The organism is Serratia sp. ME47 (genome assembly GCF_903970925.1).
In the GTDB taxonomy this organism is placed as follows: Bacteria; Pseudomonadota; Gammaproteobacteria; order Enterobacterales; family Enterobacteriaceae; genus Serratia; species Serratia ureilytica.
Genome location: NZ_CAJCKE010000001.1, coordinates 271,570 through 292,466, shown reverse-complemented (window position 1 = coordinate 292,466; position 20,897 = coordinate 271,570). Strand labels below are relative to the sequence as shown.

General features: G+C 56.5%; 22 protein-coding genes. 18 read left to right on the top strand and 4 right to left on the bottom strand.

Annotation, left to right across the window (positions count from 1 at the left end; translation table 11 throughout):
- Positions 1-14: 14 nt before the first annotated feature.
- From fliZ to tcyN, 5 genes are all read left to right on the top strand, one after another.
- Entirely contained in the window at positions 15-524 is a 510-nt protein-coding gene (gene fliZ, locus H7A77_RS01485; protein WP_033643501.1) for a flagella biosynthesis regulatory protein FliZ, read from the top strand.
- Between the two features lie 124 nt (positions 525-648).
- Positions 649-1,641 carry a D-cysteine desulfhydrase gene (locus H7A77_RS01480; RefSeq protein WP_004934750.1) on the top strand — a complete coding sequence of 331 codons (993 nt, stop codon included), beginning with the start codon at positions 649-651 and terminating at the stop codon, positions 1,639-1,641.
- Positions 1,642-1,756: 115 nt separating this feature from the next.
- Complete coding sequence (gene tcyJ / locus H7A77_RS01475) at positions 1,757-2,557, top strand: cystine ABC transporter substrate-binding protein (RefSeq protein WP_033650878.1); 801 nt, start codon at positions 1,757-1,759, stop codon at positions 2,555-2,557.
- Positions 2,557-3,219, top strand: a complete 663-nt coding sequence (gene tcyL / locus H7A77_RS01470) for a cystine ABC transporter permease (protein WP_033643498.1) — start codon at positions 2,557-2,559, stop codon at positions 3,217-3,219. The genes tcyJ and tcyL overlap by 1 nt, the downstream gene beginning before the upstream one ends.
- Positions 3,220-3,222: 3 nt before the next feature.
- Positions 3,223-3,975 (top strand): L-cystine ABC transporter ATP-binding protein TcyN, encoded by a 753-nt coding sequence (gene tcyN, locus H7A77_RS01465; protein WP_033643496.1) that lies wholly within the window; start codon positions 3,223-3,225, stop codon positions 3,973-3,975.
- 312 nt (positions 3,976-4,287) lie between these two features.
- Here the strand turns inward: tcyN and putA are convergent, their stop codons facing one another.
- Positions 4,288-8,259 (bottom strand): trifunctional transcriptional regulator/proline dehydrogenase/L-glutamate gamma-semialdehyde dehydrogenase, encoded by a 3,972-nt coding sequence (gene putA, locus H7A77_RS01460; RefSeq protein ID WP_046896608.1) that lies wholly within the window; start codon positions 8,257-8,259, stop codon positions 4,288-4,290.
- Positions 8,260-8,830: 571 nt separating this feature from the next.
- On the opposite strand from putA, the gene putP reads away from it, so the two are divergent.
- On the top strand, positions 8,831-10,315 hold the full coding sequence (gene putP, locus H7A77_RS01455) for a sodium/proline symporter PutP (protein WP_033643494.1): 1,485 nt from the start codon (positions 8,831-8,833) through the stop codon (positions 10,313-10,315).
- Between the two features lie 59 nt (positions 10,316-10,374).
- Here the strand turns inward: putP and H7A77_RS01450 are convergent, their stop codons facing one another.
- Positions 10,375-11,337 carry a glycosyltransferase gene (locus H7A77_RS01450; RefSeq protein WP_049866685.1) on the bottom strand — a complete coding sequence of 321 codons (963 nt, stop codon included), beginning with the start codon at positions 11,335-11,337 and terminating at the stop codon, positions 10,375-10,377.
- A gap of 401 nt (positions 11,338-11,738) precedes the next feature.
- On the opposite strand from H7A77_RS01450, the gene efeU reads away from it, so the two are divergent.
- From efeU to phoH, 4 genes are all read left to right on the top strand, one after another.
- Positions 11,739-12,584, top strand: a complete 846-nt coding sequence (gene efeU / locus H7A77_RS01445; RefSeq protein ID WP_182073733.1) for an iron uptake transporter permease EfeU — start codon at positions 11,739-11,741, stop codon at positions 12,582-12,584.
- 20 nt (positions 12,585-12,604) lie between these two features.
- Positions 12,605-13,741 (top strand): iron uptake system protein EfeO, encoded by a 1,137-nt coding sequence (gene efeO, locus H7A77_RS01440; protein ID WP_182073732.1) that lies wholly within the window; start codon positions 12,605-12,607, stop codon positions 13,739-13,741.
- 11 nt (positions 13,742-13,752) lie between these two features.
- Positions 13,753-15,051 (top strand): iron uptake transporter deferrochelatase/peroxidase subunit, encoded by a 1,299-nt coding sequence (gene efeB / locus H7A77_RS01435; protein ID WP_182073731.1) that lies wholly within the window; start codon positions 13,753-13,755, stop codon positions 15,049-15,051.
- A gap of 717 nt (positions 15,052-15,768) precedes the next feature.
- The gene (gene phoH, locus H7A77_RS01430) at positions 15,769-16,557 is read left to right on the top strand and encodes a phosphate starvation-inducible protein PhoH (RefSeq protein WP_015378226.1); all 789 of its coding nucleotides are present in this window, start codon (positions 15,769-15,771) and stop codon (positions 16,555-16,557) included.
- Positions 16,558-16,701: 144 nt separating this feature from the next.
- On the opposite strand, the gene H7A77_RS01425 is transcribed toward phoH, so the two are convergent.
- Both H7A77_RS01425 and H7A77_RS01420 read right to left on the bottom strand, forming a co-directional pair.
- Positions 16,702-17,685, bottom strand: a complete 984-nt coding sequence (locus H7A77_RS01425) for a tyrosine-type recombinase/integrase (RefSeq protein ID WP_182073730.1) — start codon at positions 17,683-17,685, stop codon at positions 16,702-16,704.
- Positions 17,686-17,772: 87 nt separating this feature from the next.
- Positions 17,773-18,072, bottom strand: a complete 300-nt coding sequence (locus H7A77_RS01420; RefSeq protein ID WP_072070386.1) for a helix-turn-helix transcriptional regulator — start codon at positions 18,070-18,072, stop codon at positions 17,773-17,775.
- A gap of 120 nt (positions 18,073-18,192) precedes the next feature.
- Here H7A77_RS01420 and H7A77_RS01415 point away from each other — a divergent pair, with 120 nt between their 5' ends.
- The 8 genes from H7A77_RS01415 to H7A77_RS01380 all read left to right on the top strand — a co-directional run bounded on the left by H7A77_RS01415 (position 18,193) and on the right by H7A77_RS01380 (position 20,769).
- Positions 18,193-18,468 carry a Cox family DNA-binding protein gene (locus tag H7A77_RS01415; RefSeq protein WP_021504073.1) on the top strand — a complete coding sequence of 92 codons (276 nt, stop codon included), beginning with the start codon at positions 18,193-18,195 and terminating at the stop codon, positions 18,466-18,468.
- Positions 18,469-18,493: 25 nt separating this feature from the next.
- Positions 18,494-18,664 carry a hypothetical protein gene (locus H7A77_RS01410; RefSeq protein ID WP_182073729.1) on the top strand — a complete coding sequence of 57 codons (171 nt, stop codon included), beginning with the start codon at positions 18,494-18,496 and terminating at the stop codon, positions 18,662-18,664.
- Complete coding sequence (locus H7A77_RS01405) at positions 18,661-19,161, top strand: replication protein B (RefSeq protein WP_182073728.1); 501 nt, start codon at positions 18,661-18,663, stop codon at positions 19,159-19,161. The genes H7A77_RS01410 and H7A77_RS01405 overlap by 4 nt, the downstream gene beginning before the upstream one ends.
- Before the next feature lie 63 nt (positions 19,162-19,224).
- Positions 19,225-19,428: a DUF2732 family protein gene (locus H7A77_RS01400; RefSeq protein ID WP_182073727.1), complete on the top strand. Its 204-nt coding sequence runs from the start codon at positions 19,225-19,227 to the stop codon at positions 19,426-19,428.
- Positions 19,421-19,720, top strand: coding sequence for a DUF5405 family protein (locus H7A77_RS01395; RefSeq protein WP_021504069.1), 300 nt, complete (start codon positions 19,421-19,423; stop codon positions 19,718-19,720). Before H7A77_RS01400 ends, H7A77_RS01395 begins: the two co-directional genes overlap by 8 nt.
- A 2-nt stretch (positions 19,721-19,722) precedes the next feature.
- Complete coding sequence (locus H7A77_RS01390; protein WP_021504068.1) at positions 19,723-19,938, top strand: TraR/DksA C4-type zinc finger protein; 216 nt, start codon at positions 19,723-19,725, stop codon at positions 19,936-19,938.
- Entirely contained in the window at positions 19,938-20,231 is a 294-nt protein-coding gene (locus tag H7A77_RS01385; RefSeq protein ID WP_182073767.1) for a DUF5405 family protein, read from the top strand. Before H7A77_RS01390 ends, H7A77_RS01385 begins: the two co-directional genes overlap by 1 nt.
- On the top strand, positions 20,221-20,769 hold the full coding sequence (locus tag H7A77_RS01380) for a hypothetical protein (RefSeq protein ID WP_049295838.1): 549 nt from the start codon (positions 20,221-20,223) through the stop codon (positions 20,767-20,769). Before H7A77_RS01385 ends, H7A77_RS01380 begins: the two co-directional genes overlap by 11 nt.
- Positions 20,770-20,897: the final 128 nt, after the last annotated feature.

Genomic DNA, 20,897 nt, shown 5'->3' with positions numbered 1-20,897 from the left:
TCGGACTGCCCCTTATGCCAGGAATACTGTTGAAGAAACGGCCGCTTAGCCGTTACCTGAAAGATTACAAGCACAGCCAGACCCATTGCTCCCAGTGCGGTAAATTGTTGGACCGCATGGCGCTGGTGTTTCGCGGCAAGATAATCAATAAAGAAGCCATCGCGCGCATGGATCAGCCGATCGACGATGCGGTCTGGCAAAACGTGCAGCATGAGCTGACCGCACTGTGCCGCTTTTGCAGCGAGATTTCCTGCAACAGCCACCCGAGCTATTTCGACATCATGGCGTTCAAGCAGTATCTGTTCGAACAGACCGAGATGAGCCACAGCACCATTCGCGAGTACGTGGTGCGGCTGCGCCGGCTGGACGAAATGCTGGTGGCGCGTAATTACCCGGCGGACAAGTTCGCCAACTGCGCCAGCCATCAGCGCATTATCGACGATCTGCCTACCGCAGCGCACAACAACTACCGCATTGCGCTGCGCAAATACGATCAGTATCTCGCCTGGCAGCGCAGCTACTGAGATTTTCCCCGGCCGCTGGGCCGGGGTCTGCGGATCCCCCCGTGATAAAGGATGATTATTCAGTTCACATCTGCTAAATCTATCGGTTATCAGATGTTGATACTCGATTCCCTGGGGGGAAGTAGTGAACCTGCAACAACAACTGGCGCAATTTCCGCGTCTGGATCTGGTTGGCGTCGCCACGCCGCTGGAAAAACTGTCCCGTCTCTCCGATTATCTCGGCCGTGAAATCTACCTTAAACGTGACGATGTCACCCCTATGGCCATGGGCGGCAACAAGCTGAGAAAGCTTGAGTTTCTGGCTGCCGATGCGCTGAGGCAAGGCGCCGATACGCTGGTTACCGCCGGCGCCATTCAATCCAATCACGTGCGCCAGACGGCGGCGGTGGCGGCGAAACTGGGCCTGCACTGTGTCGCGCTGCTGGAAAACCCTATCGATACCCGCGCGGAAAACTACCTGACCAACGGCAACCGCCTGTTGCTCGGCTTGTTCAACGCCGAAGTGGTGATGTGCGAAGCGCTGCACGATCCGCAGCAGCAGCTGGCGGAGCTGGCGACGCGCCTCGAGGCGCAGGGCTTCCGGCCTTACGTGGTGCCGGTGGGCGGCTCCAATGCGCTGGGCGCGCTGGGATACGTGCAGTGCGCATTGGAAATCGCCGAACAGAGCCAACGCAGCAACGTGGCGTTCAGTTCGGTGGTGGTGGCGTCCGGCAGCGCAGGCACCCACGCCGGGCTGGCGGTGGGGCTGCAACAGCTGCTGCCCGAAACCGAGTTGATCGGCGTGACGGTCTCGCGCACCGTGATCGATCAGTTGCCGAAGGTGGAACAAATCCAGAAAGCCCTGGCCTGTTCGCTGAATATCGACGAACTGGCGCCGATCGCGCTGTGGGACGATTACTTCGCGCCGCAGTACGGCATGCCGAATGAAGAAGGTATGGCGGCGGTGCAGCTGCTGGCGCAGCAAGAGGGGGTATTGCTGGATCCGGTGTATACCGGCAAAGCGATGGCCGGTTTGATCGACGGCATCGCCCAGCGGCGTTTCCGCGACGAAGGGCCCATCCTGTTCGTTCACACCGGCGGTGCGCCGGCGCTGTTCGCCTACCATCCGCAGGTGTAAATGCCGCTTTTTATTCCATTTTGAACTATATTTATAAAGTTATATTCCTTTATGCGGGCGGTCGCACTGTTAAAGTGCTGATATCAAAAAAGATAAATAACACACAGGGGTGTTTATGATGTTTGCGAAAGTTCGTCGTCAATGGTTGTTGGGCGTGGTGGGTATTGCGTTGGCCGCCGGTGTGACGACGCAAACCTACGCCGCCGATAACCTGCTGCAGCAGGTGAAACAGCGCGGCACGCTGATCGTTGGGCTGGAAGGCACCTATCCGCCGTTCAGCTTCCAGGGTGAAGACGGCAAATTGACCGGTTTCGAAGTGGATTTTGCCAACGCGCTGGCGCAACATCTGGGCGTGAAAGCCAAGCTGAACCCGACCAAGTGGGACGGCATGCTGGCGTCGCTGGAGTCAAAACGCATCGACGTGGTGATCAACCAGGTGACAATCTCCGATGAGCGCAAGAAGAAATATGACTTCTCCACCCCATACACCGTTTCCGGCATTCAGGCGCTGGTGAAAAAGGGCAACGAAGGCACGATCACCAAGCCGGAAGACCTGAAGGGCAAGAAGGTCGGCGTTGGCCTGGGCACCAACTATGAGCAATGGCTGCGTGCGAACGTGCAAGGTGTAGACGTGCGCACTTACGACGATGATCCGACCAAGTATCAGGATCTGCGCGTCGGCCGTATCAACGCCATTCTGGTGGACCGTCTGGCGGCGCTGGATCTGGTGAAGAAAACCGGCGATACGCTGGCGGTGGCCGGCCCGGCATTCTCCCGCCAGGAGTCCGGCGTGGCGCTGCGCAAGAATAACCCAGAGCTGCTGGCCGCGATTGACCAGGCGATCGCCGAGATGCAAAAAGACGGCACGCTGGCGAAGATCTCCGAAAAATGGTTTGGCGCGGACGTAACTAAATAATGCACGAAAGTATTCAACTGGCGCTGGATTCAGCGCCATTTTTATTGAAGGGCGCAATACTGACGCTGCAGCTTAGCCTGGGCGGTATGGCGTTCGGTCTGTTGCTTGGTTTTCTGCTGGCGCTGATGCGCCTTTCGCCGCTTTGGCCGCTGTCGTGGCTGTCGCGCATTTACGTATCGCTGTTCCGCGGCACGCCGCTGATCGCCCAGCTGTTTATGATCTATTACGGTCTGCCGCAGTTCGGCGTTGAATTCGATCCCTTCCCGGCGGCGCTGATTGGCCTGTCGCTCAATACCGCCGCTTACACCTCAGAAACGCTGCGCGCGGCGATTTCGTCGATCGATAAAGGGCAGTGGGAAGCCGCCGCCAGCATCGGCATGACCCGTTGGCAAACCCTGCGCCGGGTGATCTTGCCGCAGGCGGCGCGCACCGCCTTGCCGCCGCTGGGCAACAGTTTTATCGGCCTGGTGAAAGACACTTCGCTGGCCGCCACCATTCAGGTGCCGGAACTGTTCCGCCAGGCGCAGCTGATCACCTCGCGCACGCTGGAAGTGTTCACCATGTACCTGGCGGCATCGCTGATTTACTGGGTGATGGCGACCCTGCTTTCCGCACTGCAAAACCGTCTGGAAGCCCACGTTAATCGCCAGGATCAGGAGTAGCGCATGAGTGCCATTGAAGTTAAGCAATTGACCAAGCAGTTCAAAGGTCAGACGGTGCTGCATGGGATCGATCTGGCGGTGGACGCCGGCGAAGTGGTGGCGATCATCGGGCCGAGCGGTTCCGGGAAAACCACCTTGTTGCGCTGCATCAACCTGCTGGAGGAGCCGGATTCCGGCACCATCCGCGTCGGCGATATCCGGATCGACGGCAGCAAGCCGCTGAGCAAACAGAAAAATCAGGTGCGCGCGCTGCGCCAGCAGGTCGGCTTCGTGTTCCAGAACTTCAACCTGTTTCCGCACCGTTCGGTGCTGGAAAACATCATTGAAGGGCCGGTTATCGTTAAAGGCGAGGCGAAAGCCAGCGCCGAACAGCGTGCTCGCGCGTTGCTGGCCAAAGTGGGCCTGAGCGGCAAAGAGGCGGCTTATCCGCGTCGGCTGTCCGGCGGGCAGCAGCAGCGGGTGGCTATCGCGCGCGCGCTGGCGATGCAGCCGGAGGTGATTTTGTTCGACGAGCCGACGTCGGCGCTCGATCCCGAGCTGGTGGGGGAAGTGCTCAATACCATGCGCTCACTGGCGGAAGAGAAACGCACCATGGTGATCGTCACCCATGAGATGAGCTTCGCTCGCGACGTGGCCGATCGGGTTATCTTTATGGATCACGGCCGCATCGTCGAACAGGGCCCGGCCAAAGCGCTGTTCGCCAATCCGCAGCATCAGCGCACCCAGCAATTCCTCGACAAGTTCCGGAATCAATAAGGCGGCGGGGGCGTTTCCCCCGACCGCATTCACTCCGCTTTCAACCATTCGTTTCGCGCGGCGGCGGCGAGAAATCCGCTGCGGCTGCTGTATCCCGGATATTACCGAACCCGAAAGCCAATGCGTTTCGTAGCGCTCTGACGCGGCTTTCAAGCAGAGTAATCCATCGTCCATGAGCGACGCCCCACCCTGTAAGGATAACAAGACGCTAACGGCCGATCGGCCTGCGGACAATAAAAAACCCTGCACGAGTGCAGGGTTTGCCTAGCGGTAAGCCCATCAGGCTGCAACGCGTGCAGCCTTGAGGATGCGTTAACCGATGGTCATCAGGCTGGCGTTACCGCCGGCGGCGGCGGTGTTGACGCTCAGGGAACGTTCGATCAGCAGGCGTTCCAACAGGATGTTGGTTTCACCGTGGGCGAAGCCCTGCACCGAGACGATGGCGCCGCCGCGCTGGGCGATCTGCTCGCACAGGGTGCGCAGCTGGTCGGCATCGCCGTGGTAGATGGCGGCGTCGAACTCAACCTTGTCCTGCTGCCAGTCTTTGCTGAAGGCGATGCGCGCCTGCACATCGTTCGGCAAGCGGCGGAACAGATTGCGTTGCAGTTCCGCTTCCGGCCACAGCGCGCAGCTGCCAACCGCCAGCACGGCGGCCAGCTGGATCAGCGCGTCGGTTTCGTTATCCGCCAGGCACAGCACGCGTTCACGCGGCAGCAGGGCATAGGTGTTGCGCTCGCCGGTCGGGCCCGGCAGCGGACGTACGGTGCCGCCTTGGCCCAGTTCCGCATAACGTTGCGCCAATGCCGCCAGTTCGCCTTGTTGGCTGGTGACCGCCCACTTCTCCAGCGATTGCAGCGCGCCCAGCAGCTGTGGCCGCGCGGTGGCTTCCATCGGGCGCTCTTCGTCCTGGCGGTGCAGCGTACGTTGCAGCGCGTCGTCCGGACGGTTGGCCAGCAGACGGTACAGGTACAGCGGGCCGCCGGCTTTCGGGCCGGTGCCCGACAGGCCTTCGCCGCCGAACGGCTGCACGCCGACCACTGCGCCGACCATGTTGCGGTTGACGTACAGGTTGCCGACCTTGGCGCGTTCGGTCACCCGGGCGATGGTTTCATCGATACGGGTGTGAATGCCCAGCGTCAGGCCATAACCGGCGGCGTTGATCTGATCGACCAGCGCGTCCAGATTGTTGCGCTGGAAGCGCACCACGTGCAGCACCGGGCCGAAGATCTCTTTCTGCAGCTCGTCGAAGCTGTCGAGCTCGATCAGCGTCGGCTTGATGAAGGTGCCGCGCGCCCACTCTTTCTCATCCTGCGCGCTGCCTTTGGCGGCCTGGTATACCTTGCGGCCTTTGGCGCGCATCGCCTGGATGTGGCGTTCGATGCCGGTTTTGGCTTCGGCGTCGATCACCGGGCCCACGTCGGTGGACAGGCGTTCCGGGTTGCCCATGCGGCATTCGGCCATCGCGCCGCGCAGCATTTGCAGCGTGTGCTCGGCCACGTCTTCCTGAATGCACAGGATACGCAGCGCGGAGCAACGCTGCCCGGCGCTGTCGAAGGCGGAAGCCACCACATCGGTCACCACCTGTTCGGTCAGGGCGGAGGAGTCGACGATCATGGCGTTCAGGCCGCCGGTTTCGGCGATCAGCGGCGTCGGACGGCCTTGTGGATCCAGACGGCCGGCGATGCTGCGCTGCAGAATGCCGGCGACGTCGGTGGAGCCGGTAAACATCACGCCGCGGACGCGGGCGTCGTTAACCAGCGTTGAGCCGACGGTTTCACCCTGGCCCGGCAGCAGCTGCAGCACGCCTTGCGGAATGCCGGCTTCCAGCAGGATACGCACCGCCTGCGCGGCCACCAGCGGCGTTTGCTCGGCCGGTTTGGCCAGCACGCTGTTGCCCGCCGCCAGCGCGGCGGCGATTTGGCCGGTGAAGATCGCCAGCGGGAAGTTCCACGGGCTGATGCAGACCACCGGGCCCAGCGGGCGGTGGCTGTCGTTGGCGAAATCGTCGCGTACCTGGCCGGCGTAGTAGTGCAGGAAATCGACCGCTTCACGCACTTCGGCGATGGCGTTGTTGAAGGTTTTACCCGCTTCGCGCACCAGAATGCCCAGCAGGCTTTGCAGCTGGCTTTCCATCAGCTCGGCGGCGCGTTCGAGGATCGCGGCGCGCTCCGTCGGCGGTGTCGCGAACCAGATTGGGCCGGCGGCCGCGGCGGCGTCGAGCGCGCGGCTGACTTCGCCTTCGGTGGCTTCACGCACGTAGCCGACCACATCGCCCGGCTCGGCCGGGTTAATCACCGGCTGTTCGACGCCCTGATCCAACTCGGCGTCGATGATCGGTTCCGCGCGCCATGGATGGCTGGCGCTGGTGAGCAGGGCGCTGGACAGCGAAGCCAGACGCTGTTCGTTGGACAGATCCAGACCGCTGGAGTTGGTGCGCTTCTCGCCGTACAGCTCGCGCGGCAGCGGGATGCGCGGATGCGGCAGGCCAATTTGACCTTCGCTGGCCGCCAGCGCTTCCACGGCGCTGACCGGATCGGCCACCAGCTCGTCGAGTGGCAGGGTGGCGTCGGCGATGCGGTTGACGAACGAGGTATTGGCGCCGTTTTCCAACAGGCGGCGCACCAGGTAAGCCAGCAGCGTTTCATGGGTGCCGACCGGCGCGTAGATGCGGCAAGGGCGGTTCAGTTTGCCGTCGGCCACTTTGCCCACCACCTGTTCGTACAGCGGTTCACCCATGCCGTGCAGGCACTGGAATTCATACTGGCCAGGGTAGTAGTTGTTGCCGGCCAGGTGATAAATGGCGCTCAGCGTATGGGCGTTGTGGGTCGCGAACTGCGGATAGATCAGGTTCGGCACCGACAGCAGCTTGCGGGCGCAGGCCAGATAGGAAACGTCGGTGTACACCTTGCGGGTGTAAACCGGGTAGCCTTCCAGGCCGTCCATCTGGGCGCGTTTGATTTCGCTGTCCCAGTAGGCGCCTTTCACCAGACGGATCATCAGGCGACGGCGGCTGCGTTGCGCCATGTCGATCACAGCGTCGATGGCGAACGGACAGCGTTTCTGGTAGGCCTGAATCACGAAGCCGATGCCGTTCCAGCCGGCCAACTGCGGTTCGAAGCACAGCTTCTCGAGCAGATCGAGCGAGATCTCCAGACGGTCGGCCTCTTCGGCGTCGATATTGATGCCGATATCGTACTGGCGTGCCTGCAGGGTCAGCGACAGCAGGCGCGGGTAAAGCTCTTCCATCACGCGTTCGTACTGCGCGCGGCTGTAGCGCGGGTGCAGGGCGGACAGCTTGATGGAGATGCCGGGGCCTTCATAGATGCCGCGGCCGTTGGAGGCTTTGCCGATGGCGTGGATAGCCTGCTGATAGGAAACCAGGTAGGCCTGGGCGTCGGCTTCGGTCAGGGCGGCTTCCCCCAGCATGTCGTAGGAGTAGCGGAAGCCTTTTTCTTCCAGCTTGCGCGCGTTGGCCAGCGCTTCGGCGATGGTTTCGCCGGTCACGAACTGTTCGCCCATCAGGCGCATCGCCATATCCACGCCTTTGCGGATCAGCGGCTCGCCGCTCTTGCTGATAATGCGGTTCAGCGAGCGGGACAGATTGGCTTCGTTATGGGTCGACACCAGCTTGCCGGTGAACAGCAGGCCCCAGGTGGCGGCGTTGACGAACAGCGACGGGCTGCGCCCCAGGTGCGAGTGCCAGTTGCCGTTGCTGATCTTGTCGCGGATCAGGGCATCGCGGGTCGGTTTGTCCGGAATGCGCAGCAGCGCTTCCGCCAGGCACATCAGCGCCACGCCTTCCTGCGAGGAGAGGGAGAACTCTTGCAGCAGGCCTTGCACCATGCCGGCGCGGCCGTTTGCACTTTTTTGGTTACGCAACTTCTCGGCGATGCCGTAGGCCATTTTATGAGTGGCCTGTGCAAGATCGGCGGGTAATCGCGCCTGTTCGAGCAACATCGGCACCGCTTCGGTCTCCGGGCGGCGATACGCGGCGGTGATGGCGGCGCGGGTCACCGACTGCGGCAGAATTTGTTCGGCGAAATCGAGGAATGGCTGGTGTGACTCTTCCTGCGCTTGCGGCATAATGTCGTCCGCTTCAGGCTGGCCCGCTGCGGCCAGCGCTGGAATTTCAGGAATATCGGTACCGCTCTCGAGACGCTCGAGGTAATTAAAGATGGCCTGCTTGATGAGCCAGTGCGGCGTGCGATCGATGCGCTGCGCGGCGCTCTTGATCCGGTCGCGTGTTGCCTCATCGAGTTTCACGCCCATTGTGGTAGTGCCCATGCCTGTCCAACTCCTGTGTTTAGAACCTATCCCATCAGGCTAGACAAACAGCAGGCCGGAAAGCCTGTTGGGATAGGTTCGTGAGATGTGTGGTGTCAAGAATGCAGACAATATCCTGCATGTTGCAACTTTGTGCAACCTTGTTAAATCAGGCGGATGAGCGAAGTGTGAGTTTCATCGATTTTTTAACACGGGCAGTTGGCACGAATGTTGCGTTATTGAGCGAACGCGGCGGGGTTAATGATGCCGCAGGCGCTTTACCTTGCGGTATATAAGGGTAATAGCAGGGTGCAACTCATTTTGCTTGTCGTGAGTGCAACCTTTGAGCCCGGTAAATGTGACGCAGGGTAAACTTTGTGTAACTTTGTTGTTAAATATCTTGTTGGTTGATGAAAGGCTCATCTAGGATAACCGACGGTCAACAATTACGGGCAGAAACTATTTTACCTGCACTTGCTCGCAGGCTGCGCCACGTTCCGGCGCGGCGGCCAGTGAAATGCATTGCGCGTGGGTTTACCGGCGCCGGCTTGGCCGGAGCGAAACGCGAATAATAATGAAAGTGGAGAATTAAATGACAATGAGCACACCTATGCTGGTGACCTTCCTGGTATACATTTTCGGGATGGTGCTGATCGGCCTGCTTGCCTACCGGGCAACCAATAACTTTGATGACTATATTCTCGGCGGCCGCAGTCTGGGCAGCGTGGTGACCGCGCTGTCCGCCGGCGCTTCCGACATGAGCGGCTGGCTGCTGATGGGCCTGCCGGGCGCCATCTTCCTCTCCGGCATCTCCGAAAGCTGGATCGCCATCGGCCTGACCATCGGCGCTTACCTGAACTGGAAGCTGGTGGCAGGAAGGCTGCGCGTGCATACCGAAGCCAACAACAATGCCCTGACGTTGCCGGATTATTTCACCAGCCGTTTTGAAGACAACAGCAAGCTGCTGCGGGTGATCTCGGCCATCGTCATCCTGGTGTTCTTCACCATTTACTGCGCCTCCGGCATCGTGGCCGGCGCGCGTCTGTTCGAAAGTACCTTCGGCATGAGCTACGAAACCGCCCTGTGGGCCGGCGCCGCGGCGACCATCCTGTATACCTTCATCGGCGGTTTCCTGGCGGTGAGCTGGACCGACACCGTGCAGGCCAGCCTGATGATTTTCGCGCTGATCCTGACCCCGGTGATCGTGATCTTCGCCGTCGGCGGCATCGATACCTCGATGCTGGTGATCCAGGCGCAGAACCCGGCCAACCTCGACATGCTGAAGGGGCTGAACTTCGTCGCCATCCTGTCACTGCTGGGTTGGGGCCTGGGCTACTTCGGCCAGCCGCACATCCTGGCGCGTTTCATGGCGGCGGATTCTCACCGCACCATCCGCAGCGCGCGCCGCATCAGCATGACCTGGATGATCCTGTGCCTGGCCGGCACCATCGCCGTCGGTTTCTTCGGCATCGCTTACTTTGCCAACAACCCGGATCAGGCCGGCAACGTATCGCAAAACGGCGAGCGCGTGTTCATCGAACTGGCGATGCTGCTGTTCAACCCATGGGTGGCGGGCGTGCTGCTGTCGGCGATTTTGGCGGCGGTTATGAGTACCCTGAGCTGCCAGCTGCTGGTCTGTTCCAGCGCAATCACCGAAGACCTGTACAAAGCGTTCCTGCGCAAAGGCGCCAGCCAGCGTGAACTGGTGTGGGTCGGCCGCGTCATGGTGCTGGTGGTGGCGTTGGTCGCCATCGCGCTGGCGGCCAACCCGGAGAACCGCGTGCTGGGCCTGGTGAGCTACGCCTGGGCCGGTTTCGGCGCCGCCTTCGGCCCGGTAGTGCTGATCTCGGTGATGTGGTCGCGCATGACCCGCAACGGCGCGCTGGCCGGCATGTTGGTCGGCGCGGTGACGGTGATCGTCTGGAAACAGTACGAATGGCTGGGCCTGTACGAAATCATCCCGGGCTTCATCCTGGGCTGTCTGGCCATTGTGGTGGTGAGCCTGATGGGCCGCCAGCCGTCTTCCACCATGACCGAACGTTTCGATCAGGCGGAAGCCGAGTACAAAACGGTATAACTGACGATAAATAACGAGGGGCGCCCACGGCGCCCCTTTTTTTGACCAAGCCGCAGGCATTACCCTTTAAAGAAAGTCACCATGCGTCTTAATGGTGAGGTCATCTTCCAGGATGTCGAGTTGCGCAGCTCATCGATTTCTCGTTTCAATCCCGCTACCTCACCAGACACAATGTCATTGTGTTTGATGAGTTCGCCCTTCAGGTCGGCGATAATGTCGCTATTGGTGTACTTGAAACAATCGACCATATGACAAATGAACTTATTGTATTCGTCCTGCACCTGATTGGCATTGGCTGGAGGATGATTAATCAGTTCGATGATACAGTTATAGTAGCCGTTGATATGTTCATCGCCTTTCTTTTGCGTCATTACTGAGCCATGCCGCACGCGGCGTAAATAGAATTTTTCATTGACACAATGAACGGTAATATCATTTTCAAGCAGAAGGCGCGTAGTGAATATGTTGTCTTCATGTACGATGCCATTTTTGAACTGGATGTTTTTTAAAGCTTTTCTGCTGGATATGTAAAGGCAAGGACTGACGATGTAATTGCCGAGATTAACAGCTTGCTGAAAAAAATGCGTACCGGAGCAGGTGAAATTACTCAATAAACCGTTTCTTTCATACTTTGGGTTGAATCTCTCAGCCAGTTTTTCATCGTCGAAGAAGACGGAAGACTCAAAGAAGACGACGTCACTTTGGGTATCCTTTAATATGTCAGTCAAACGATCCAAGGCATTGTCGGCGAGCTTGTCATCGCTATCCACAAAGATCACATAATCGCCTGATGCAGCGGCAAGCCCCGTGTTTCGGGCCGCCGATTGGCCTTGGTTTTCGGTATGGATCACTTTAATGCATGGTACATCGAAGCTATCCAGTATCGTGCCGGTTTTGTCGGTTGAACCATCGTTGATCAAGATGATTTCAATTTTCTCATGATCGTTTTGCAGTAATGATCTAACGCATTCACCAATGTATTTTTCCGTGTTAAATGCCGGAACGATGGCAGATATCTTCATTTTCACTCCATTTTACTCGCTGCAGGCTCGCCTCATGCCGGTTAACCAGGTTCTGACGGCAGGATTAAATCGTTTCCATGTCGATCATGATAAGTTTGCTGCCACACCGTTTCTGTGTTGCTCATAAGGAACAGAGCCGGCATATCCCTCAGGTTTACCGTGTCAGGGCGGGGTATTCCACTCACTGCAGTATATCATGGCTCTTCATGAACGTTCTGCGCTCTCCGCCTTGTAACACCTGGCGACATTTGATTAGAAAAAATCACGCTTGCGCCTCTTGTATTTCTTTTTGGTAGAATGATAATCACTCTCGTTGTATTTTACGTTTCTTTACATACTCGCCGCGGCTCATTGCGAGCCGGTTTTCTCTGCCGCCGCGGTCTTTTCAGGGGTGATTAGTTATGTTCGTTCCCTTTCTTATCATGTTCCGTGAGGGGCTGGAGGCCGCGCTGATCGTCAGCCTGATCGCCAGCTACCTGAAACGCACGCAGCGCAGCCAATGGCTGGGCGCGGTGTGGATCGGCGTGATTGTCGCGGCGGCGCTGTGTCTGGCGCTCGGCATCTTCATCAATGAGACCACCGGCGAGTTCCCGCAGAAACAGCAGGAGCTGTTCGAAGGCATCGTGGCGGTGGTGGCGGTGCTGATCCTCACCTATATGGTGTTCTGGATGCGCAAAGTCTCCAGGTCGGTCAAGGTACATCTGGAAGGGGCTATCGATCAGGCGCTCAGCGCCGGTAAAGGGCAGGGGTGGGCGCTGGTGGCGATGGTGTTCTTCGCCGTGGCGCGCGAAGGGTTGGAGTCGGTATTCTTCCTGCTGGCGGCGTTTCAGCAAGACGTGGGCGCCGCAGCGCCGATCGGCGCGGTGCTCGGCCTGGTCGCCGCCATTGTGCTGGGCATGATGATTTACTGGGGCGGGGTGAAGCTGCATCTGGCCAAATTCTTCAAATGGACCAGCCTGTTCATTCTGTTCGTCGCCGCCGGGCTGGCCGCCGGGGCGATCCGCGCCTTCCACGAAGCCGGTCTGTGGAACCACTTTCAGGACATCGCCTTCGATTTCAGCACCACCCTGTCGACCCATTCGCTGTTCGGCACCCTGTTGGAAGGCATCCTCGGTTATCAGGAAGCGCCGACGGTCAGCGAAGTGGCGGTCTACTTCCTGTATTTGATCCCGGCGCTGATTTTCTTCTTTCTGCCGCAGCGCGCGGAGCCGGCAGCGGCCCCGGCGCAACGTAAAATCAATCATTAATGTTTAATAGGGAATCTCGTATGTCTACTCCGTTATTTCGCCGCAAGGCGTTGCACGCAGCATTACTGGCTATCCCGGCGTTTGCGCTGAGCATCGACGCCTTGGCGGCGGACGTGCCGCAGGTCAAGGTCACGGTCAACGACAAGCAGTGCGAACCGATGCAGCTGACGGTGCCGGCCGGCAAGACGCAGTTTGTGGTGCACAACACCAGCCAGAAAAACGTCGAATGGGAAATCCTGAAAGGGGTGATGGTGGTGGAAGAGCGTGAGAACATCGCGCCGGGCTTTACCCAGAAAATGACCGCCACGCTGGAGGCGGGCGAATATGACATGACCTGCGGGCTGCTCAGCAACCCGAAAGGCAAACTGACTGTCACCGCAGCGGCCAACGGCGCCACCGACGGCAAGCCGAACGCGCTGGACCTGGTCGGCCCGATTGCCGAATACAAGGTTTACGTCACCAAAGAAGTCGATGGGTTGGTGAAACAGACCAAGCTGTTTACCGACGCGGTGAAGGCCGGCAACGTGGAGCAGGCGCGCAAGCAGTATGCGCCGACCCGCCAGCACTATGAGCGCATCGAGCCGATCGCCGAGCTGTTCTCCGATCTGGACGGCAGCATCGACGCCCGCGAAGACGACTACGAGAAGAAATCGGCGGATCCGAACTTCACCGGCTTCCACCGTCTGGAGAAGGCGCTGTTTGCCGACAACTCCACCAAAGACATGGGCGCCTACGCCGATCGCCTGTACCACGATACCGTAGAACTGCAAAAGCGCGTGAGTGAACTGACCTTCCCGCCGAGCAAAGTGGTGGGCGGCGCAGCCGGGCTGATCGAAGAGGTGGCGGCCAGCAAGATCAGCGGTGAAGAAGACCGCTACAGCCGCACCGATTTGTGGGATTTCCAGGCCAACGTCGACGGCGCGCAGAAGATAGTCAACCTGCTGCGTCCTTTGCTGGTCAAGGCCAATAAGCCGCTGCTGGACAAGATCGACGCCAACTTCAAAACCGTGGACACCATCTTGGCGAAGTACCAAACCAAAGACGGCTATGAGTCCTATGAGAAGCTGACCGATGCCGATCGCAATGCGTTGAAAGGGCCGATCACCACGCTGGCGGAAGATCTTTCCCAACTGCGCGGCGTATTGGGTCTGGACTGAGGCATACGGTTATGAGCAACAAGGCAGGCCCGAATAACGGGCCGCATCCGCACTCTCAGGGAGCGGCGTCGCCTTCGCGGCGCCGTTTGCTGCAAGGGTTGGGGCTGGGCGCGCTGGCGTTGGGCGGCAGCCGCCTGGCGCAGGCGGCGGGTAACGCGGCGGAGCCGTTGGCGACGCCGCAGGATGAGCGCTGGCAGAAACAGCCGTTTTATGGCCGCCATCAGGCCGGCGTGCTGACGCCGCAACAGGCAGCGATGATGTTGGTGGCGTTCGATGTGCTGGCGACCAGCAAAGCGGATCTGGAGCGTCTGTTCCGGCTGCTGACCGATCGCATCGCCTTTCTGACCCACGGCGGCAAGGCGCCGGAGGTGGACGCCAAGTTGCCGCCGCTCGATTCCGGCATCATGGGGCCGGAGATTTACCCGGACAACCTGACCATCACCGTCTCGGTCGGCGCATCGCTGTTCGACGAACGCTTTGGTCTGCAGGCGCACAAACCGCTGCGGTTGCAGAAGATGACGCGCTTCCCCAACGATGCGCTGGACGCCGCGCTTTGCCACGGCGACCTGCTGCTGCAGATCTGCGCCAACACCAACGAAACCGCTCTCCACGCGTTGCGCGATATCATTAAGCATTCGCCGGATCTGCTCAGCGTGCGCTGGAAGCGGGAAGGGTTCATCTCCGCGCACGCGGCGCGCAGCAAAGGCAAAGAGACGCCGATCAACCTGTTGGGGTTCAAAGACGGCACCGCTAACCCGAAAACCGACGACAAGCCGCTGATGGATAAAGTGGTGTGGGTCGGCGACAGCGTCGGTGAACCGGCGTGGACGGCGGGCGGCAGCTATCAGGCGGCGCGTATTATTCGTTTCCGCGTCGAGTTTTGGGATCGCACGCCGCTGCAGGAGCAGGAAACCATTTTCGGCCGCGAGAAGCACAGCGGCGCGCCGCTGGGCATGAAGCATGAACATGACGAGCCGAATTACGCGAACGATCCCGACGGCAAGGTGATCCCGATGGACGCGCACATTCGCTTGGCTAACCCACGCACGCCGGAAAGCCAAAGCAATCTGATGCTGCGACGCGGCTACAGCTATTCGCTGGGGGTATCCAATGCCGGCCAGCTGGAAATGGGGCTGCTGTTCGTCTGCTATCAGGCCGATCTGGAGAAAGGTTTCCTGACGGTGCAAAAAAGGCTGAACGGCGAAGCGCTGGAGGAATACATCAAGCCGATTGGCGGCGGGTATTTCTTCGTGCTGCCGGGTGTGAAAGAACGCGGCGATTATTTTGCCAGCGGTTTGCTCAAGGCCTGAACCCGCAATGACGAGGCGGGCTCGCCTGCCTCGTTTTACTTTGTGTTGCCTGCCGTACGGAAGATTGAGCGTCGAAAGTCAATTCGACACCTGGCCTATGGATTAAAAAGCACGCACCGCCTGCGTTTTTGGGTTGTGCAAAATTTAATCAGGAAACCAAAGTGTCATTCGCGGTTTTTAATTGTAATTCGTTGAAATTTATATGTTAAAAATTTTTATGGAATGACGTGTCGCGCGTGATATAGTGTTTTAGCGATAACTAAAAACAAAACATATAAAATTTTTTTACATTTTAGTAACGCGGCGGGATTGAATGTCATTATACTGTAATCATCTGGCGGTAGTTTTCACACGGTGCACAGCTTGAAGCTGTAAATATCACTGCGGGGATCGCTAATGGTAAAGTCCTTGGTTGGGCTGGAAAGAAAAAATAACACATCTCCCCTGATTTCTCGTTGTAACGAGGGTTCTCTCTCCGACTCTCTTTTACCGGCAACTCCGCACTCTTATCGCTACCGAATCTCACCACTTTTTACTCCACGTTTATTGATGCAGTCCGCGTTGTCCCGTGAAGCAACGGCGCTTAAACGTTGCCGTCAATTCACATTGTCCCTTGGCTCTTATTGGCTCGGAGGAGGCCAAAACCTAATACGTGTGTGAAACATAATCGCGCGGCCTGGCCGTTGCGGTAGGTGAAACAAACTGTAAGGTGCCACTATGGGTAGACAGAAAGCAGTGATCAAAGCACGTCGTGAAGCGAAACGCGTTATTCGTCGTGACGCTCGTAGTCATCGCCAGCTGGAAGAAGAGTCTGTGACCTCGCTGGTGCAAATGGGGGGAGTCGAGTCTATCGGCATGGCGCGAGACAAGCGCGATAGCTCACCCATCGAGGCTAGAACCGAAGCTCAGGGTCATTACTTATCAGCCATAGAGAATAAGCAGCTGATCTTCGCCACCGGCGAAGCCGGCTGTGGCAAAACATTCATCAGCGCCGCCAAGGCGGCGGAGGCGCTGATCCATAAAGAGGTGGATCGGATTATCGTTACCCGTCCTGTTTTGCAGGCGGATGAAGACCTCGGTTTCTTGCCGGGGGATATCTCCGAGAAGTTCGCCCCTTATTTCCGCCCGGTGTATGACATTCTGGTACGTCGTTTAGGATCTTCCTTTATGCAGTACTGCCTGCGCCCGGAAATCGGCAAGGTAGAGATTGCGCCGTTCGCTTATATGCGCGGACGCACCTTCGAAAATGCGGTCGTTATCCTGGATGAAGCCCAGAACGTGACCGCCAGCCAGATGAAAATGTTCCTGACCCGCCTGGGGGAAAACGTGACGGTTATCGTTAACGGCGACGTGACCCAGTGCGACCTGCCGCGCGGCGTGAAATCCGGTCTCAGCGATGCCCTGGAGCGCTTCGAAGAGGACGAGATGATCGGCGTTATCCGCTTTGAAAAACAGGACTGCGTGCGCTCCGCTTTGTGCCAGCGCACGCTCAACGCTTACAGTTAACCTATCCGCTAATGGAAAGGCCGCTTCGGCGGCCTTTTTCTTGCCTTGAATATCAGTACGGTCTATATAAAACAGATGGTTAAGTTGCACTAGAGACAACTATAACCCTCAGGAAACTATCTATGTGTGGACGCGATGTGGACGCTAAACATGGATTTTGCCTCCTAGCGGATTATAGGAAATTGCATCCTGTAGAAAATCAGGTGCAAAGTGAGCGTAGCTCATTGTCTGTTCAATTCGAGCATGGCCAAGTATCCGTTGGAGCGTGATGATATTGCCCCCGTTCATCATGAAATGAGTTGCGAATGTATGGCGTAACGAATGGGATGCTTGCCCATGGGGTAGGTTAGGTTTGGTCGCCTTAAGGATATATCTGAAACTGCTGTAGGAGGCTTGAGGAAACAAGAGCCCAGACTTATGGGATACGATCTCGTCGGAGACTTCCTGAGAAATGGGGACGCTGCGCCGTTTACCGTTTTTCGTTTGCACAAAGGTCACGCGGTTGTGAATGACATGCTCAGCTTTGAGTTTCATGGCCTCACCCCAACGTGCGCCAGTACTAAGACACAAAATGGCCACCCGGCGGTTATCACCATCTAACGCCAGTAGCAATGCGCTTATCTCATCACGGTCAAGATAAGTCATTTCCGTATTGGCTTCTTTGAGCTTGCCGCTGCCACGAATCGGATGCTCACCACAGTAAAGCCCCGAGTCGACAAGGTCGGTAAACATCCCGCTTATCGCGGTCATTTCGCGATTAATGCTGGATGCTTTGATGCCTTCGGCTAGCCGCGCCGATCGATAAGCTGTAATACGAGATTTATCAATCTGAAATGCGGCTGGGTTGTCCATCATTCGCGTAATGCGCTCCAGTTTTCTTAGGTAGGACTGCCCGTGGTCATTGTTCTTGCCATGGTACTTCCACCACAATTTAACCAGCTCAGATAATGACCTTTTATCCGTAGGTTTTGAGAGCCATTCTTTGTCGTGATAGCTGACGGTTATGTACTTCTCAAAAGCTTGTGCTTCATGTTTCCTATCAAATTTCCGACGGATGCGCTTTCCGTTGCGCCCGTTCGGCCTAATGTCCACTTCATATCGACCATCTTCGAGCTTCTTAATCGCCATCGCGAAGCCCTCCAAGGAAGATTTTACTTTCAGGTATGTAGCAAGCCCTTACCCCAAAAGTGTTAAATAAATAACTTAGGTGAATGCTTAACCAATCTTTTGGCCTGAGTGCTGTGAGGTTGTTACATCTTGCCCAAAGTGTGCGAGTGCCGGTGCTATTTGCCCGGATTCTGGTGCTATCTGGTCAGTAAAAAACCAAAGTGCGTATTTCTGAAAACGTGGATGGCTAAATATTTTCATCGTTATGTCTGTTGGTGGTGTTGAGCGCCCGCTTTCGTAGTAGGTAAGCGAGCTATAAGGAACCTCTGTAATTTCAGCAAATTGCTTTCGATTGATCCTCTCGGACTCCCTGACTAGAGCCAGCTTTTCGCCTATCATGCTTGACATGTTTTCAACATCCTCTAATATCTAGAACAAATAAAACATCTTTCAGTAATCATCTAACCAACTGTAAGCCTTCAGAAGCTACTATAGACAATTGGTTAGATCTCGATAGGAGATTAGCAGATGAGCAAACAAATCGTAAGTTTGTCGGACGCATTGCCATATCAGGAATTTGCCAAAGTTATTGGAAAAACCCCTGATGCAGTGAGGGGGATGATTGATAAGGGCAAGTTACCAACGATTGAGATGAGGAATCCGGAGACTCCTACAGCACGCGCGGAGCAATGGGTTTATCTCCCCGCATGGAATGCAGGTCTGAAACTGGCCTATGAGTGTCGCCCGAAAGAAATTCGTGATGGGTGGCTTCTGTGGCTAGGACTCGGTGAGCCATTGTCTTGATTTCAGCAAAACAGGGGGTAAGAGCATGCAACAACCTATCTCCATTGCTCCGCTGCTGTGGAACCACCAGACGACGTACAAGATCGACATCACCATCACCCACGGTAAGGGGCGGAAAGGTATCATCATCCGTACCCGCCCAGCCAGCCGCTGGATCTCCTCTATCAAATCAGCAATGCGGGGTTTTTCAAAATGACAGCTATCACCGCTGGTATTGTTCGCAACCAGCCCGCCGGGCTGCGTGCTTTGGTTGGGGAGCGCCTCGCTGCCCTTCGCTGGAGAAGCACCTGCGATTTTTATAATCAGATGATGGAGCGTGAGCGATTGACCATTTGTTTCCATGCGCAGTTAAAACAGCGGCATGCTGTTATGCGATTAGAGGAAATGAATGACAGCGAGCGCGAGCGTCTTGTGTGCGCCATTGATGAACTTCGCAGCGCTTTCGCTACTTATCGTAAGCACGGTATCAGTAAATCTGGATTCATTGGCCGATTAACCATAAGCCAACGCCGCACTTTATTCCTGCATGCCGGGCTAACTGAGGTCGAGTTTAATCAGCCGTACTGGCGTATTGATGATGAGTCTTGTAAATGGCGCGAGGAGCTATTCAGGGCGCTGCGTGAGCTGTTTAATTTATTCGAATATGCACCGACCATATTAACGTCGGTTAAACCTGAAGCGTATTTTCATTAATTAACTCGCTTTAAATTTAAAGGCGCTTGATTGCGTCGGGCATCCTTTTATCTGGAGTTCTCTATGCACATGTATAAAACCGTTGGCCAAGAAATGAGAAACAAGGCTGATGCGGCCGTTAGTTTCTCCTCCCACCTTGACCGTTTGGCGACTCATGCGGCGGTTAATCATCTCTCATGTGTGGAAATCATCGAGCTGTTGCGTCAGGAGTCGGAGAAGTTTGACCATGAAGGACGGGCGCACAAGCAGGAGTTGAAGCATGGTTGAGCGGGAGTATGTGGAAATTAATAACGTATTCGCCATCGTGAAAATGGAAGAGGGCGATTTTATTCTGGCCGAAGTAAAAATAGATAAAGAGACAAAAGAAAAATATTACCCGACCCGAGCTATCTACTCGAATGAGTTAAAGCTGGTTGCTGACCTTATTAATCTATCGGTAAAGCGCGGTGTTTTTCTTAAAACCATTACCAGTCTTAGCGAGCTGATGAAGGAGTCGCATCGCATCGCAGAATTAGCTCAGCAGGTACTCAATCAACTGAATAGTGAATCGGAGCAATAACGATGCCAGATTTAATGGACTTGGTGCAGCAGCGCCAGCAGGAGACTCTCGCCGCACAAGTTAATGCTGCGCGCATCAAGGGCGGGGTGTCAGCGTCAATTTGTGAAGAGTGTGACCAAGCTATCCCCGCTGCACGCCGTGCAGCCTTTGCCGGTGTGACCCGTTGCGTGTCATGTCAGACCATCCACGAACAACAAACCAAGCATTTCAGGGGGTAATCATGCTGCGCATTCCTGTCGGTAAGGATTGGGTTATCACCAGTGATGCCCATCAGTTCATTTTGAACAAAAAGAAGCTGGTTAAAACCGGTGGCAAGGCGGGCGAGGAGTGGCTCGACGCGGTCGGTTATTACCCGACGGTCTCTCAGTTGGTTTCCGGGTTGGTGCATCACCACGTCCGTGACTCAACCGTTACCAGTATCGCAGGTTTGGCCGCTGAGATTCATCAGGTTAGTAAGTTCTGCCAAGAAGCTTTCTGCATTCACTGTGAGGAGAAAGGAAATGGTATCTAAGCTGCACACAATGAATACGGAAAACTTCGCCAACAAGATAATTACCGAGGCATGTAGCGTGGAAATTGCCCCTGAATACACCCCGGCGTTTTTGCTGAATCGACAGGAGCAACCCAAGCAGGATACAAGTCTCCAGCAATTAGCGAAGACACAAATTCATTCCAATTTGGTGACGCAAGAAAAACAGAGGTGTTTAGCGGCAAATGAATCTTATCATTGCAAAAAAAACGTACCGTCTGAAGTGTGCAATCAGCAGCAACATGAATATCTGTCTCTAGCTCTGCCAGATAGCCCGTCTTTTCCCATTCAAATCTTTGGGGCTTCGGCATTTGTTGATACACGATTCTTAATGAGGTCTGAATTGCTTCTTTCCATTGCTCGCGCGGTGGGGGAGCTTTGGGGAGATTCCACTCCATCTGAAGAGCAAGATTTCTTCGATCTTTTTTTGATAAAGGCCAGCGCTCTTTTACTCGAAGCGGTGCGCACTGACAAAGAACTTCGCAAATCTCAATCAAACGATGTGCAGGAGCCAGAATAAATGACTTTGGCTTTGTATCTATATCTTCAAGGAATTTCAGGTTGTCAGCATAGTATCCCGCTGAACCCCTGTAACTTAACGTCTGCTTGTCTTCCATGCCGCCTCGTTCTGAACGTCAAATGATCGGG